The organism is Aquimarina pacifica (genome assembly GCF_000520955.1).
In the GTDB taxonomy this organism is placed as follows: domain Bacteria; phylum Bacteroidota; class Bacteroidia; order Flavobacteriales; family Flavobacteriaceae; genus Aquimarina; species Aquimarina pacifica.
The window spans coordinates 15,072-31,366 of sequence record NZ_JACC01000051.1 but is presented as its reverse complement, the minus strand read 5'-3'; the positions used below and the strand labels follow the sequence as shown (position 1 = coordinate 31,366).

14 protein-coding genes are annotated in these 16,295 nt (G+C 29.6%); all 14 read left to right on the top strand.

The genetic code is table 11. The features are described from left to right. Positions 1-19 precede the first annotated feature (19 nt). Positions 20-1,273 carry a sulfate adenylyltransferase subunit 1 gene (locus DZ60_RS0119825; protein ID WP_025743764.1) on the top strand — a complete coding sequence of 418 codons (1,254 nt, stop codon included), beginning with the start codon at positions 20-22 and terminating at the stop codon, positions 1,271-1,273. 17 nt (positions 1,274-1,290) lie between these two features. Beyond that, positions 1,291-2,313 (top strand): NAD-dependent epimerase, encoded by a 1,023-nt coding sequence (locus DZ60_RS0119820; RefSeq protein ID WP_025743763.1) that lies wholly within the window; start codon positions 1,291-1,293, stop codon positions 2,311-2,313. A gap of 4 nt (positions 2,314-2,317) precedes the next feature. After that, positions 2,318-3,637 (top strand): oligosaccharide flippase family protein, encoded by a 1,320-nt coding sequence (locus DZ60_RS0119815; RefSeq protein WP_025743761.1) that lies wholly within the window; start codon positions 2,318-2,320, stop codon positions 3,635-3,637. A 2-nt stretch (positions 3,638-3,639) separates the two neighbouring features. After that, positions 3,640-4,560: a sulfotransferase domain-containing protein gene (locus DZ60_RS0119810; protein WP_025743760.1), complete on the top strand. Its 921-nt coding sequence runs from the start codon at positions 3,640-3,642 to the stop codon at positions 4,558-4,560. Positions 4,561-4,565: 5 nt separating this feature from the next. Beyond that, the gene (gene glf / locus DZ60_RS0119805) at positions 4,566-5,681 is read left to right on the top strand and encodes a UDP-galactopyranose mutase (protein WP_025743759.1); all 1,116 of its coding nucleotides are present in this window, start codon (positions 4,566-4,568) and stop codon (positions 5,679-5,681) included. Then, complete coding sequence (locus tag DZ60_RS0119800) at positions 5,671-6,621, top strand: glycosyltransferase (RefSeq protein WP_025743758.1); 951 nt, start codon at positions 5,671-5,673, stop codon at positions 6,619-6,621. Before glf ends, DZ60_RS0119800 begins: the two co-directional genes overlap by 11 nt. Before the next feature lie 117 nt (positions 6,622-6,738). Continuing rightward, on the top strand, positions 6,739-7,830 hold the full coding sequence (locus DZ60_RS0119795) for a glycosyltransferase (RefSeq protein ID WP_161634445.1): 1,092 nt from the start codon (positions 6,739-6,741) through the stop codon (positions 7,828-7,830). Between the two features lie 101 nt (positions 7,831-7,931). After that, on the top strand, positions 7,932-8,888 hold the full coding sequence (locus tag DZ60_RS0119790) for a hypothetical protein (protein WP_241448766.1): 957 nt from the start codon (positions 7,932-7,934) through the stop codon (positions 8,886-8,888). Continuing rightward, positions 8,863-10,146, top strand: coding sequence for an O-antigen ligase family protein (locus DZ60_RS25720; RefSeq protein ID WP_025743755.1), 1,284 nt, complete (start codon positions 8,863-8,865; stop codon positions 10,144-10,146). The genes DZ60_RS0119790 and DZ60_RS25720 overlap by 26 nt, the downstream gene beginning before the upstream one ends. Continuing rightward, positions 10,133-11,263: a glycosyltransferase gene (locus tag DZ60_RS0119780; RefSeq protein WP_025743754.1), complete on the top strand. Its 1,131-nt coding sequence runs from the start codon at positions 10,133-10,135 to the stop codon at positions 11,261-11,263. The genes DZ60_RS25720 and DZ60_RS0119780 overlap by 14 nt, the downstream gene beginning before the upstream one ends. Further along, complete coding sequence (locus DZ60_RS0119775) at positions 11,260-12,585, top strand: UDP-glucose dehydrogenase family protein (RefSeq protein ID WP_025743753.1); 1,326 nt, start codon at positions 11,260-11,262, stop codon at positions 12,583-12,585. Before DZ60_RS0119780 ends, DZ60_RS0119775 begins: the two co-directional genes overlap by 4 nt. Beyond that, positions 12,582-13,559, top strand: coding sequence for a UDP-glucuronic acid decarboxylase family protein (locus DZ60_RS0119770; protein WP_025743752.1), 978 nt, complete (start codon positions 12,582-12,584; stop codon positions 13,557-13,559). Before DZ60_RS0119775 ends, DZ60_RS0119770 begins: the two co-directional genes overlap by 4 nt. Positions 13,560-13,571: 12 nt before the next feature. Then, positions 13,572-14,915: an undecaprenyl-phosphate glucose phosphotransferase gene (locus tag DZ60_RS0119765; protein WP_025743751.1), complete on the top strand. Its 1,344-nt coding sequence runs from the start codon at positions 13,572-13,574 to the stop codon at positions 14,913-14,915. Positions 14,916-14,971: 56 nt separating this feature from the next. Beyond that, positions 14,972-16,231: an O-antigen ligase family protein gene (locus DZ60_RS0119760; RefSeq protein ID WP_025743750.1), complete on the top strand. Its 1,260-nt coding sequence runs from the start codon at positions 14,972-14,974 to the stop codon at positions 16,229-16,231. The last annotated feature ends 64 nt before the right edge of the window (positions 16,232-16,295 follow it).

Below are 16,295 nucleotides of genomic sequence, written 5' to 3'. Positions count from 1 at the left end.
CAAAAAAATAAATTTTAAAATGTTAGATACTAATCAATTATTAAGATTTACTACTGCTGGGAGTGTAGATGATGGTAAAAGTACTCTTATAGGACGATTACTTTATGATTCTAAATCAATATTTGAGGATCAATTAGAGGCTATCGAAAACACAAGTAAGAAAAAAGGGCATGAAGGTGTAGATTTAGCGTTGTTTACAGATGGGCTAAGAGACGAAAGAGAGCAAGGTATAACCATCGATGTCGCATATAGATATTTTACCACACCAAAACGTAAATTTATTATTGCAGATACACCAGGTCATATTCAATATACTCGTAATATGGTCACAGGGGCATCAACAGCAAATGCAGCATTAATTTTAATAGATGCAAGACACGGTGTTATTGAGCAAACTAAACGACACAGCTTTATAGCATCATTATTACAAATACCACACATTATTGTATGTGTCAATAAAATGGATTTAGTAGATTTTTCTCAAGAAATATATTCTAATATCATTACTGAATTCGAAAAATTTTCATCTAAATTGATGGTAAAGGATATTCGTTTTATTCCTATGAGTGCCTTAGAAGGAGATAACGTAGTAAATCGTTCTAAGAGTATGGATTGGTATGATGGAGCTCCTTTATTACATACTTTAGAAACATTGCATATTAGTAGTGACATTAATAAAGTAGATGCAAGGTTTGCTGTACAGACAGTACTGAGACCTCAAGGAGATACGTTTAGAGATTATCGAGGGTATGCAGGCAGAGTAAATAGTGGTATCTATAGACCAGGAGATGAGGTAACAGTTCTACCTTCAGGGTTTACCTCTATCATAAAGACAATCGATACACTTGAAGGAACTATAGAAGAAGCATACGCTCCTATGTCTGTTAGTATTACCTTAGAGGATGATATTGATATATCCCGAGGAGATATGATTGTAAAGTCTAACAATAAGCCCGAACCTTCTCAGGATCTGGATATAATGCTATGTTGGCTTAATGACAAACCAGCAAGAGATCGTGCAAAATATACAATTAAGCATACGACCAATGAACAAAAAGCCATGATCAAAGAGATTGTCTATAAAGTAGATGTAAATACTTATGGAAGAAATTCAGAAGATAAGTCTTTAATAATGAATGATATTGCTCGTGTAAAAGTTAGAACAACAAAGCCTTTGATGGCAGAATCCTACAGAAAAAATAGAAGTACAGGAAGTGTGATATTGGTTGACGATAATACTAATGAAACTGTAGCAGCAGGAATGATTATATAATAGATTAATAATTTGGAATGAAAAAAGTATTAATTACAGGAGCTGCAGGTTTTATTGGCTTTCATTTGTGTAAAGCCCTATTAGAGAAAGATACTGAAATTATTGGTCTCGATAATATTAATGATTATTACGATGTCAATCTAAAGTTTGCTCGCCTAAATGAACTTGGTATTTATAAAGAAGATGCGAAAAAATTTAATAAAAATGTGCAAAGTGATAAGTACAGCAATTTTACTTTTGTACGTTCTAATTTAGAAGACGAGAAGATTATAAGTGAATTTTTTAAAAGAGAAAAATTTGATGTCGTATGTAACTTGGCGGCACAAGCAGGCGTAAGATATAGTATTGATAACCCTGGCATATATGTACAAAGTAATTTAGTTGGTTTCTTAAATGTGCTAGAGGGTTGTAGGCATACAAAAGTTAAACATTTGATTTATGCTAGTAGTTCTAGTGTATATGGTCAAAATGAAAAAGTGCCTTTTTCTGTTGTTGATAATGTTGATCACCCCATAAGTCTATATGCGGCTACAAAAAAGAGTAATGAATTAATGGCTTACACGTATAGCCATTTATACAATATACCAACAACAGGGTTGAGATTTTTTACTGTTTATGGTCCATGGGGAAGACCTGATATGGCAATGTTTCTTTTTACGAAGGCAATTTTAGAAGGAAAAAGTATTGATGTATTTAATAGGGGTGAAATGAAAAGAGATTTTACATACATTGATGATATAATAGCGGGCGTTGAATTAGTAATGAAAGAATCTCCTCTTTCAAAAACTTCCACAGTTTCTCATAAGATATTAAATATTGGAAATGGTTCCCCAGAATCTTTAGATAATTTTATAATGGCCATTGAGAAAAGCCTTAATAAAAAAGCAGTTAGAAATTTATTACCTATGCAACCAGGAGATGTGCCTCGTACCTGGGCCGATACAAAAGAACTTGAATCTTTGGGGTATTCAAGCAAAACTAGTATAGATGAAGGTGTAGAGAATTTCGTAAAATGGTATAAAAAGTTTTACGAAATTTAACAATATGATTAACTTTCTAGATAAAATTAAAAACCTAGACAACAATACATTAGAAGTTGTCAAAAAATCTAGTATATCTCTAGTTGTTAAGACAGCAGGAATTTGCATTAGCTTATTAATAAGTATCCTATTGGGGCAAGCTCTAGGAGCTGAAAATTTTGGAATAATAAACTTAATTAATAGAATTTCTATTATTTTAATAACTTTTAGCTTATTAGGTTTTTATCAACTAAATGTCAAGGAGATTGCAATAGCCCACCAGAATAAGGATTGGGCACATATTGGAAGTTGTATAAGATCCTCCTATTTATTGAATGGGTTATTGTCACTTACAGTGTCTTTGGTATTAATTTATTTGGCACCCTATATCTCAAAATACGTTTTTAATGAACCAAAGTTAACCACACCTTTAATAATTGGTCTAATTGCTATTACTCCACAAGTTTTTTCTCGTATTTTCTCTTCTGCTTTAATTGGTTATAGGAAAATATGGCAAAGTAACTTAGTAGATGAAGCATTAGGATCTCTAATTTTAGGGATACTATTAGTGATACAATACTATTTTTATGATATTAGACTTACGGTTAATAATGTCGCGTTGTCTTATGCCATAAGTCGATCTTTTGTTACAATTTGCATGGGATATTATTGGAATAAACTCTATAATCATAGAAATAAAACCAAAATAATTATTGCAAAATTACTAAAACAATCGCCTTCTTTTTTTCTTATTAGTATAACCGGAATATTAGCGGCAAATATTGATGGTATTTTAATAGGTTGGTTAGCAAGTACAAAGGATGTTGGTTTGTATGCTGTCGGAGCTCGTATCGCATTGTTTACGAGTTTTTTTTTACAGGTTACAAATTCTGCGATTTCACCTAAATTGGCATCAATGTATAGCCAAGGAAAAATTAAACTTATGAATCAAATGGTCCAAAAAATTACTTTTGGTCTTATAATCATAGGCTTATTATTTTTTGTAACATTCTTGGTTTTTGGAAAGTTTTTTTTAGGTTTTTGGGGAGAGGAGTTTAAAGAAGCTTATACCATTCTTGTCATTTTAAGTATGGGTCAATTTTTTAATATAGGTACTGGGGCTTCTGGCTTCGTTTTGATTATGTGTGGATATGAAAATACACACGCAATGATATCTACGGTATTTGTAATTTTGAATATTACGTTAAGTTTTATTTTAATTTCTTTTTTTGGTGTGATTGGAGCTGCAATTGCTGGGGCAATAACATTATCTTTAGAGAATATAACTAAGGTGATTTATGCCAAAAAAAGAACAAAAATTTTAACTATTCCTTATAAAATATAGCAATGAAAGAGAAATGTTATCCAAACCTTTTAATTGTTGGAGCTGCGAAGTCTGGAACAACATCTTTACATAATTATCTTTTAGAGCATCCAGAGATAGCAATGTCGTTTCCTAAAGAACCAAAATACCTGTCCTATTGTACTGTCGATGTCAAGTATAGTGGACCTGAAGATGAATATATTAAGGATGGAGTTATAAAATCAGAGCCTGAGTATTTGGATTTATTTGATTCTGATCAAAAATTTAACGGCGAGTCTAGTGCAGATAGTTTGTATTATTATAAATCAGTAATACCTTTTATAAAAAATACACCATTATTTGATCCATCAATTGTAATTGTTTTACGAAATCCAGTAGAAAGAGCATACTCAGCTTATACCCATTTGAGAAGGGATAATAGAGAAACCGAAGATTTTGATACTGCCTTAAAATTAGAAAAGGAAAGAATTCAAAAAGGATATGAATTTATTTGGCATTATAAAGACGTTGGACTTTATTTTGAACAAGTAAAAGCATTTATTGACAATTTTAGTAATTGTCAAGTTATCTTATTTGAAGATTTGAAAAATAATCCTCAAAAAGTAATTGATGATATATGCTTATCAATCGGTGCTTCTCAAATTGAATTGGGACAGCAAAAGATTTTTAATAAGTCAGGTGTCCCTAAGAAGAATCTAAAAACGGTAATCTATAGAATTATAAAAACTAATAAACTTTTGAGGAAGTTTGTAGGTGCTTTTATGAGTAAAAGATTTAGAACGACCTTAAGAGAAAGAATCAGGCAGGAGTTTTTGATAAAAAACTTGGATAAAGCACCAAGATTAGATATCACAACAAAGAAAGAGTTAATAGAATTTTATTCTAATGACATTATAAAGTTACAACAGTTAATAAATAGAGACTTATCTCATTGGTTAAAATAAGACATATGAAAAAATACGATTTTTTAATAGTAGGGGCTGGTTTATTTGGAAGTGTTTTTGCACATGAAATGAGTAAAGCTGGAAAATCCGTTTTGGTAGTAGATAAAAGAGATCATATTGGAGGGAATGTATTCTGTGAGAACATAAATGGGATTAATGTGCACAAATATGGCGCCCATATATTTCATACAAGCAATAAAGAAATTTGGGATTATGTTAATTCATTTGTAGAGTTTAATAGATATACCAATTCTCCAATTGCGAATTTTAAGGGAGAATTGTTCAACCTTCCTTTTAATATGAATACTTTTTATAAATTATGGGGAGTAAAGACACCAGAAGAAGCTAAAGCTAAAATAGAAGAACAGAAAAAAGAATATTCACATATCAAAGAGCCTAAAAACTTAGAAGAACAAGCATTGGTTTTAGGAGGTAAAGATATTTATGAAAAACTAATAAAAGGGTATACAGAAAAGCAGTGGGGTAGACCTGCAACACAAATCCCCGCTTTTATCATAAGAAGACTCCCTTTTCGCTTTACTTTTGATAATAATTATTTTAATGATACGTATCAGGGAATACCTAAAGGGGGTTATAATAAACTAATAGAGGGTTTATTAGATGGAGTTGAGGTGAATTTGGGAATTAATTTCTTTGAAGAGAAAGAGAAGTTAACATCCATAGCTCATAAGGTTGTATATACAGGAAAGATTGATGAGTTTTTTGAGTATAAATATGGTAAATTAGAATATAGAAGTTTACACTTTGAACATGAAGAGTTAGATATTCAGGATTTTCAGGGAAATGCTGTTGTAAATTATACTGAAAAAGAAATTCCATTTACCAGAATTATTGAACACAAACATTTTGAGTTTGGAAAACAAAGTAATACGATCATAACCAGAGAATATCCACATGAGTTTTCAAAAGATAATGAGCCGTATTACCCCCTTAATGATGATAAAAACCAGACCCTTTTTGAAAAATATAAAGAATTAGCAAATAAAGAAAGTAACGTATTGTTTGGAGGACGTTTGGCAGATTATAAATATTACGATATGCATAATGTTATTGATGTAGCATTGCAAACAGTAAAAAAGCTAGTTGATAATGAAGAATAAATCGGTATGCGCAGTAATTGTATCGTATAACAGAAAAGAACTTTTAGTAAATTGTATAGATGCTGTTCTATCACAAACTAAGAAAGTGGATAAGATATTTATTATAGATAATAAATCTACTGATGGTACTTTTGAATACCTGAAAAGCAAAAATATACTTGATGAGGCTTCTATGATTAAAGAAGACATATCAGAAGACCAATTAATAGAACAAAAACTATTAAATAATAGCAATGAGGAAATAAAAGTAAGTTACATCAGAAAAGCATTGAATGATGGTGGAGCTGGAGGGTTTTATAGAGGTATGAAACTTGCTTATGACGAAGGGTTTGAATGGATATGGTTAATGGATGATGATGGGTTGCCCAAAAATTCTCAATTAGAAAACCTAGTAAATTATTCTACTAAATATCAAATAGATTTTTCAAATGCCTTAGTTTTAGATATTGATGAGCCAAAAAAACTATCGTTCGATTTAAGAACGTATAATTATGTAGAAGATATTGTTGAAAATGATATAATTGAAGGGGATATTAACCCGTTTAATGGAACTCTTCTTAAAAGATCATTAGTTCATGATATTGGGTTCTTAAAGAAGGAAATGTTTATTTGGGGAGATGAGGCAGAGTATATTCATAGAGCAAAGAAAGCAAACAAAAAGTTAGCTACAATTGTAAAAGCAATTCACTACCATCCCAAAGCTCGTACTGTAAAATCACCAATAATTCCATTTTTAAATTTTTTCAAGATTAATATTAAGGAGCAAAGAGAAGAGATTTATTATAGAAATAAAGGGTACATAGCCAAGAATTATTTTAAGTTTAAAATCTATAAGGATTACATTAAATATGGACTTTATTATTCATTTCGCCTAAAGTTCAAAGATCTTGTTAAAGTATATAAGGCTTATTATAAAGGCATAAAAAATGATTTTAATTAATATCAGATGATAGATTTAGTAGTTATTAATGATGAACCCGTAAATTTTCATTTTCCTGATCATTATAAATATGTTTACTTAGATATACTCGAAGAAAAGTACAATATAAAAACTAAAATGATTGTTACAGAAAGAGGAGAATCTGATTTCGATCATAGAAATGTACTACTAAAACTTAAAAAAAATAGTACAAAAAATATAGCAAGAAGAGTCGCTTATAGTGCTTATTTAATTTTTTATGTCTTTAAAACACTAATATTTGATTCTAGAGTTAAAGGAATGAAGTATATTTTGGTTCATGATGAACCAATCATTGCATTTGTATCTTATGTTGCTGCTAGATTAAGACGAAAAAAATTTATATACAGAATTACTCATTTAAAAGCAGAAGAAGTGGGTCAATCAAAAGGATTTAAATATGCAATACTCTCAAGTTTTGCAAAATGGTTAAGGAACTTTCTGATTAAAAGGGCTGACGCTGTCATTGTAATGAGTGAAGATATGAAACAGTATTTTCAAAATTTTATTAACAGAGAAATTCATTGTATATCTTCTTGTGTAAAAATGTATGATGATTCGCAAACTCTAGAAATACCTGAAAGAATAAAGGCTATAAAAAGAAAAGTTAAAAAGAATAGCCTTTGTTATTTAGGAACAATCTCGAGTTCTAGAGGATTAAATTTTATAATCGAAGTAATTGCCAATATTCACGCAAAAGGATTACAAAAAGAATTAAATATTTTTGGAAAAGGAACAGATAAAGATTTTATTGAACTAAGAGAAAAAATAAACACGCTCAATCTACAAAACCATATTTTTTTATACGATCAAATCCCTATGTATCAATTAAAATATGTTTTAGAAGAAGCCAGGATAGGCTTAAGCCCTTATTTATATGATCATAATTATATTTTAAAGTATAATTCACCTCTAAAAACTTTAGATTATATGAGTTTTGGGAAATTTGTAGTTGGGTCAGATATAGGTGATCATTTAGAAACAATATTAGATTCTAAATCTGGTGAAGTAGCTAAAAATAATGTAGAAGATTTTTCAAACTCAATTATACGACTTAATAATAAATTGGATAATTTAGGTACTAATGAATTTGAATATCAAATTAGTTTTTTCACTAATTGGCTCAAAGAAAACAGAAGCCTTGACAGTAGTGCAAAAAAAGTATTTGATGTCTTAAAAAAAATGGGATAATATTGAAAGTATCTAAATCAAATAGTGTTTTTTTTCTATTGTTCTTTTTGGGATTAATAATTTCTGCCCTATCATATTATGTGCTTCCCAAAAGTTTTTTTTTGGATTCCAAGATCATTATTTTTGATAAGTTGAACGAGATAGGACTTCTGGGGAGTTATCCTTTTTCTATATGGTTTTACAAGATTACAGGCCTAAAATACTTGCACTTTTCAATTATAGGGGTAATTCAATTTTTCATTGTTTATATTTTGCTTTTTAAAATAGGTGTCCCTAAAGAATTTAATAGGCTTACTGGTAAAAATATTTTGATTTATGTATCCATTGTAATTTTGGCGATTTTTATTTCAATGCCAACAAAAGAGTTTATCAATTTTTTATGCATTTTTATTATTATTAGAATTTTTCAGAAAAGAAATCAAAATATAAAAAAAACAGTATTTATAGGATTGTCACTAATTCTTTTTTTTGGGTTTTTTTTTAGACGTTATTATATACTTATTGTTTTTCTAATGGTTGTTATGTATGGGATAAGTTTGATTAAACTTAAGAATAAGCGAGTTATTAGCATCTTATACGGTATACTTATTATGATCGGAGTATCTTTAAGTTATGGATTGCTAAAAGGGGTTTTTATTTCTCATAAAACGCGAGAGTTGGTAAACGAACATAGAATTGGGTCAGGAAATGCAAATTCAATGATAATTCCGCCATTATCTACAGATACTTGGTATGGTGAGTCATTTGGAATAGTGTATGGTTTTTTTACCGTTAATTTACCCATTAACGGACTTAAATTTCTTTTTAAACCTCAAATTATTGCTTTTGTTTTTTGGCAATTATCATTATTTATTATGTTGTATAGAAGATATGGGAGGTGTTTAAAAGAAGGAGAAAAAGGCAATTATGATATATGGATGTTTTATTTTTTATTTTCATATTTTATAATTCAAGGGGTTTTTGAGCCTGATTTAGGGTCAGCAGCCAGACATAAAATAGGTGTATTTCCATTAATTTACTATTTATTGAATTATGAAGTTTTTAGAAAAAAAATATGAAGATATATATAATTGTTTTCTTGTTGTAATTGCTTCAACATTAATATTTAGAAAACTAAGTACTGTTTTAATAATGGCATTTGTTCTATTCAATATTTTATTTTTTAAAAAATTAAAATATGATAAAAAGAATATAGTTTTATTAATAATAATAGCGAGCCCATTTTTATTAGATGTACTTTTTTTCTGGAATAATGATAGTTTAGTTTCAGGTTTAAAATCGGCAGAAAAAAGGCTTACGTTATTAATCTTCCCATTATTTATACTTGGTTTTTCGAAAAAGATTGATTTTTTGAAACTAATACAGTCATATGTTGGTACTATGACTATTATATTGACGATCTTATTTTTTAGATATTTGATATTGTATCCCGAAAATGTCACAAAATATTTAAAAGGAATACATTTGTGGGAGATGGGTTATCATTTTTCATCCAGTTTTTTTATGCATGCTCCTGCACTCAATATGCACGTTTCTTTTGTTACTGTAGGTGCTTTTTTCTTGCTTTTTTCAAAGCGAAGTTCAAAGTATATGTTAGTATTTCAAATCACTTCATTTCTATTATCATTCTTTTATTTATTAATTATTAATACCCGAGTTGCTGTTTTAACTAGTATTATTGGTTGTTTTATTGTCTTGACGCATCATTTTTTGAACAAAACAATGAAAACAGAAAAATTAGTAAAAATGGCTGTTTTAACGATTTTATTTATTGTCGTTGCTTTATCAATTTTCGCAAAGTCTTTTCCTTATGTAACTCATAAATACACAAAAGGTAGTTTTTCGAATTTGGATATGGTCGGAAAACTTGATGAGTTCGAAAACCCAGAAAAACAAATATACGGCAAATTAGTAACCAGAGTTACTATTTGGAAATCTGCAATATCATTATCTAAGGAAAGAATATTTACGGGATTCGGTTCATCGGATGGAAAAAAAGAACTTATAAAATATTATGAGGAAACGGATCAAAAATTTTTGGCCAGAAATAAGTTTCCAACACATAATCAGTATATTGATTTTCTTTTAAAATTTGGATTATTAGGACTGTTGGTTGTTTTAATATACATTTTAGGTATCGGTTGGCTGGGTATTAAGCTCAATAATCCACTAATTATTTCTTTTTGTGTAATTTTTTTTATTTGCAATTTTACGGATGATTTTTTAATTAGATATGATGGAATAACATTTAGTGGCTTATGGTTTTCTATATTTGCACATCAATTCAAATTTTTGAAAAAAGTTGAAATCGAATAGAATTAAAGTAGCCCATGTTTTGCAATCTGTTGGAGGTGTTGATGTTTACTTAAGATTAGTGACAGAAAACATAGATGCCGCTAATGTCGAAAACATTATAATACATCAGAAAGGAGAGAGTAAAAAGAAATATTTGAATTCTTATGGAGAAGAGATTAAACAATTTTTTATCCCGATCCAAAGAGAAATTAGTCTTTTCAAAGATATAATGGCTGTTTACAAAACAATTAAAATATTAAAAAATGAAAAACCTGATGTTCTACATGCACATAGTGCAAAAGGAGGTATAATTGCCAGAGCTGCATCTATATTTTTTCGAATTAATGTTTTACATACACCACATGCTTATTCCTATTTAAGTGCAAAATCTCCCTTAAAAAGGAAATTGTTTTTATTTCTTGAAAGAGTATTTAGAAAGTTTAATTCAATTTTACTAGCGACTTCAGAATCTGAAAGGATTAGAGGTGTTAAAGAAGTAGGTTATTCGAATAAAAGAGCGCTAAAGTTTAATAATTCTATTATTCCTCTTGATGCTTTCGGAAACTCTCCCCATTTAGATTTACCGAATAAATATATATGCACAGTGGGACGACCTTCGTATCAAAAGAATATTGAAATGATGATCAATGTTATTAAAAAGGTCAAAGATCAAATACCAGATGTATATCTCGTTATTATGGGCGTTGGACAGTATAGTCCAAACAGAGATAATATTGTTGAACTGATAAAAGAATTAAATCTTGATAATAACGTTATCTTGATAAATTGGATAGAAAGAGAAAAAATTCTTGCTATTATAAAGAATTCTTTGTTTTACATTTCAACTTCAAGGTATGAAGGATTACCATATTCTATTATTGAAAGCCTGGCTCTTTCAAAGGCCTGTGTTGTAACAGAATGTGATGGCAATAGAGATTTAGTAAAGGACAATTATAATGGCTACATAGTTGAAAATAGTAATCACTTACTTATGGCCAAGAAAATTATCGAACTTTATAAAAATGATAAACTTAGGAAAAAATTTGAAGAGAATTCATCTGAATTGTTTAAGAATAATTATAATTTGAATTTTAATATAAGATATTTAGAGGATATCTATAAAGAATATAGTAAATGAAAATATCAGTAATAGGAACAGGTTATGTAGGTTTAGTAACAGGGACTTGCTTAGCCGAAACAGGGAACGAAGTGGTTTGCGTAGATATAAATGAAGAAAAGGTAAAAAAAATGCGGAATGGTGAAGTCCCTATTTACGAACCACATCTTGACGTTCTTTTTGAAAGAAATATAAAAGCGGGTAGACTAACGTTTTCTACCTCTTTAGAAGAAGGCCTGAATCACGGACAAATTATTTTTTTAGCATTGCCAACCCCTGAAGATGAAGATGGGTCCGCAGATTTATCCTATATTTTAGGAGTGTCTGAACAAATAGGAAGATTAATTTCTGAGTATAAAGTTATTGTAGATAAAAGTACTGTGCCTGTCGGAACAGCAGAAAAAGTAAAGTCTGTAATTTCAGAAAATGCGAAATGTTCTTTTGACGTAGTGTCAAACCCTGAGTTTCTTCGAGAAGGTTTAGCAGTTGATGATTTTCTGAAACCAGAAAGAATCGTAATAGGGTCAACTTCTGAGAGAGCAATTGAGTTAATGCAAAAACTATATAAACCATATGTAAGATCTGGAAATCCAATAATTATTATGGACGAGAAATCCGCAGAGCTTACGAAGTATGCTGCTAATTCTTTTTTGGCAACCAAAATTACCTTTATGAATGAAATTGCGAATTATTGCGAAAAAGTTGGTGCTGATGTTGATAAAGTGAGAAAAGGTATGGGTACAGATTCTAGAATCGGTAAACGCTTTTTATTTCCAGGTATTGGATACGGTGGGTCATGCTTTCCAAAAGATGTAAAAGCACTTCATAAATCAGGAAAAGAAGATCAATATGATTTTAAAATATTAGAATCAGTAATTGAAGTTAATAAAAAACAAAAAGTAGCTTTATTGCCTAAGATTAAAAGTCATTTTAATAATGATCTAGCAGGAAAAAAGTTTGCGATTTGGGGATTAGCATTTAAACCAGAGACTGATGATATTAGAGAAGCACCTGCGTTAGATGTAATTAATGCATTATTGGAAGAAGGGGTAAGCATCTCAACTTTTGACCCAGAAGCAATGGATAATGTTGCACGTAAGTATGATACGAAAATAAAATTTGCCAAAACAATGTATGATGCTTTGAAAGAAGCCGATGCACTGATAATTTGCACAGAATGGAGTATTTTTAGAACTCCGAATTTTTCAAAACTAAAAGAGGCTATGGGAGGTAATGTAATTTTTGATGGTAGGAACCTATATGATTTAGAAGATATTAGAAAAGAAAATCTTTCATATTATTCAATTGGTAGAGATACTGTTATTTCAAAAAAGCAAGTATGAAAAGAGTGTTAATCACTGGAGCGGCCGGTTTTTTAGGGTCTCATTTATGCGATAGATTTGTAGAGGAAGGTTTTCATGTTATTGCAATGGACAATCTGATAACGGGAGATCTTAAAAATATTCAACATTTATTTAAGTTTAAGAATTTTGAGTTTTATCATCATGATGTTTCAAAATTTGTTCACGTACCAGGTAAATTAGAATATATTTTACATTTTGCTTCTCCGGCTAGTCCTATTGATTATTTAAAAATTCCTATTCAAACTTTAAAAGTTGGATCTTTAGGCACCCATAATCTTTTAGGTCTTGCTAAAGAAAAAAATGCAAGAATTTTAATTGCTTCAACAAGTGAAGTTTATGGAGATCCATTAGTACATCCTCAAAATGAAGAGTATTATGGTAATGTAAATACCATTGGGCCACGTGGAGTATATGATGAGGCAAAACGATTTCAGGAATCAATAACCATGGCTTATCACACTTATCATGGTTTAGAAACAAGAATAGCACGAATTTTTAATACTTATGGTCCTAGAATGAGACTAAATGATGGTAGAGTGGTTCCCGCATTTATCGGACAGGCATTACGAGGTGAAGATTTAACTATATTTGGTGATGGATCTCAGACAAGATCTTTTTGTTATGTTGATGATCAAATAGAAGGAATTTATAAATTATTATTAAGCAATTATTGTTATCCAGTTAATATCGGTAATCCAGACGAAATTACAATCAAAGACTTTGCTCAAGAAATTGTGAAATTAACAGGTACAAACCAAAAAGTGATATATAAGCCGTTGCCTACTGATGACCCGTTACAAAGACAACCGGATATTAAAAAAGCAAAAGAAATCTTAGGATGGGAGCCTAAAGTTAAACGAATAGATGGTATGCGGTTAACATTAGACTATTTTAATAGACTGTCTTCTGAAGAACTTAATAAGAGTGAACATAGAGATTTTTTAAAATCATAAATTTAACAATACATGAAAAGTAGGATTGGTAGATATTCGGCTTATATAAAGCCTCTTTTCTGTTTGGTAGATTTATTTATTATTAATGTCACAATATTTTTGTTCCAGACTAATATGGAACAAAAACTTTTGTTTTTAGGTTATATCTCGATATTATGGATTTTCCTTTCAATAAAGAATGGGTTTTATGATATTAAACGTTTCTCGAAACTTGTTCAAATTTTAGCTTCTTCAATTCGGCAATTTTTAATTTTTTCTCTAATCCTTTATGCTTTTATAGGGTTTTTTAGACAACCAGATATTAGTAGGTTAGAAATGGGGAAATACCTTCTGGCCATTATAGTTTTAGTTACTTTTGGCAAATTGGTTTTTCTATACTTATTATCAAAATATAGGGTGTTTGGGGGAAATATTAGAAAAGTTGTTGTTATTGGGGATAATAAAAAAACAGATCAATTAATTAAAATTTTTAAGGAGAAACCGGATTTTGGATATAAGTTTCTAAAAAAGTTTTGTGTTGAAAAACACACATTTAATCTTGATGCTTGTTTTGATTATATAGTAGAAAATGAAATTGATGAGGTCTACTGTTCAATTGCTGAATTATCAAATGATCAATTACAAGATATTGTGAATTTTACTGAAAACAACTTAAAAATTTTAAAATTTATACCGGATAATAAGGATATTTTCACTAAAAAATTAATCTTTAATTATTACGAATACATTCCGGTATTGTCATTTCGAGAAATACCGTTAGAGGATTCAATTAATAAATTTACCAAAAGAACTTTTGATATTTTACTTTCTCTTTTTGTTTTAGTAGGAATTCTTTCTTGGATGACACCTCTTATTGCAATACTTATACAATTAGAATCTAAGGGCCCCGTGTTTTTTAAACAACGTAGAAACGGATTAGATTATAGAGAATTCTATTGTTATAAATATAGATCTATGAAACCTAATAACAATGTAAATCAAGCGACTAAAGGCGATGTAAGAGTTACAAGGGTAGGGAAGTTTATAAGAAGAACAAGTATTGATGAACTCCCTCAATTTCTTAACGTACTCAAAGGAGAAATGTCAGTTGTGGGTCCCCGACCGCATATGGTTAAGCATAATGAAGATTTTGCACAGAGAGTAGATAAGTTTATGGTAAGGCATTTTGTTAAGCCAGGAATAACTGGGTTAGCTCAGGTGAGTGGCTTTAGAGGAGAAATAGAAACTAATAAGGACATTGTGAATCGAGTAAAGTATGATATTTTTTATGTAGAAAATTGGTCACTTCTTTTAGACATTAAAATTACAATTTTAACAGCAATTAATGCAATTAGGGGAGAGGATAAAGCCTATTAGGATCATTATTAATAATAAAAAGTTAAGTGAAATTATCTAAAAGAATAGCTCGGATAATGAATATGTTTTATAAAGAAGATCACTGGACTACCATGATCTTCTGGAACAGCCTATTTGTAGCCTTTTTTTTGCTTCCTTTGGGAATAAATCTGCCTACTCCTTTCTTTATGCTTTCGATTGTTTTTGGTGTCGCAATGATATTTAAAACAAAAAGAAAATTTGTTTTAGATAAATCAGTATTACTATTTCCTTTGTATTTCATAGTAATGCTCTTTGGCTTGATTTATACCGAAAACCTATCTAGTGGATTAGAATTAGTACAGCGATCTCTAACATTACTGTTATTTCCTATTATTTTTTTATTTGTGAAAGAAGATGCAGCTACGGTACGACGGTTATTTGATTTTCTGTTGTTAGGACTGTTAGTTTCATTTTTTATCAATATCATACGTACGGGATGTGATTTAATATGGCACCTTAATGATATTAATAAATCAAATGAAGCATTTTCATTTATAGAAGGAATATATAGAGAATGGCACCATTTTTTTATTGGCGATTCATTTTCAAAATCAGTGAATTCTAATTACATATCTATCTATATCTTATTGGTACTAAGTTATTATCTCAAAAACAAGATAGAGTCAAGACTAAGATTCGTAGTAATCGTCATATTATTCTTTTACCTCTTTTTATTGGCTTCGGTATCAGCATACCTTATTTTATGGATTATGTCGTTAGTGCTTATTTTTGAAATTGTAGACAAAGAGAAGAAGTATATTATGTTGATAGTGTTTGTTTTGGGAACCATCTTATTTTTGAACAACCCTAAACTCACAGATATTTATTCTAGAATAAAATATTATAATAAAATAGAAGGGTATGAGGTAAATACATCTGCCAAATCAAAAATATTGGCTTGGGATGCAAGTATAAAGTTAATAAAAGATGCACCTATTTTAGGATATGGAGTGGGAGATGCAAATGATGTCCTTATATCTAAATATAAAGAATTAGAATATCGACTCAATTATCAAAATAGATACAATTCGCATAATCAATTTTTGCAAACCTATCTACAAACAGGGATTATAGGATTTGGTGTATTAGTCAGTATTTTTGTAGTACTGGCAATACGAATGAAGCGAAGCAGAAATGAATTTTCAGTATTTCTTATTCTTTTAATATCATTATTGTTCGAATCTATGCTCGTGAGATTTAGTGGAATAGTATTCTTCTCTATTGTAATTCCTCTATTGTTAAAGAAAAGAAGTATTTTAAGCAGTAGAATTATTCGTAATAACCTCAATAAATAAGTAAATGGCTTACTAGATATATTGTTTTTATCTAAAAACAATTAGCTATACAACATCGAATAAA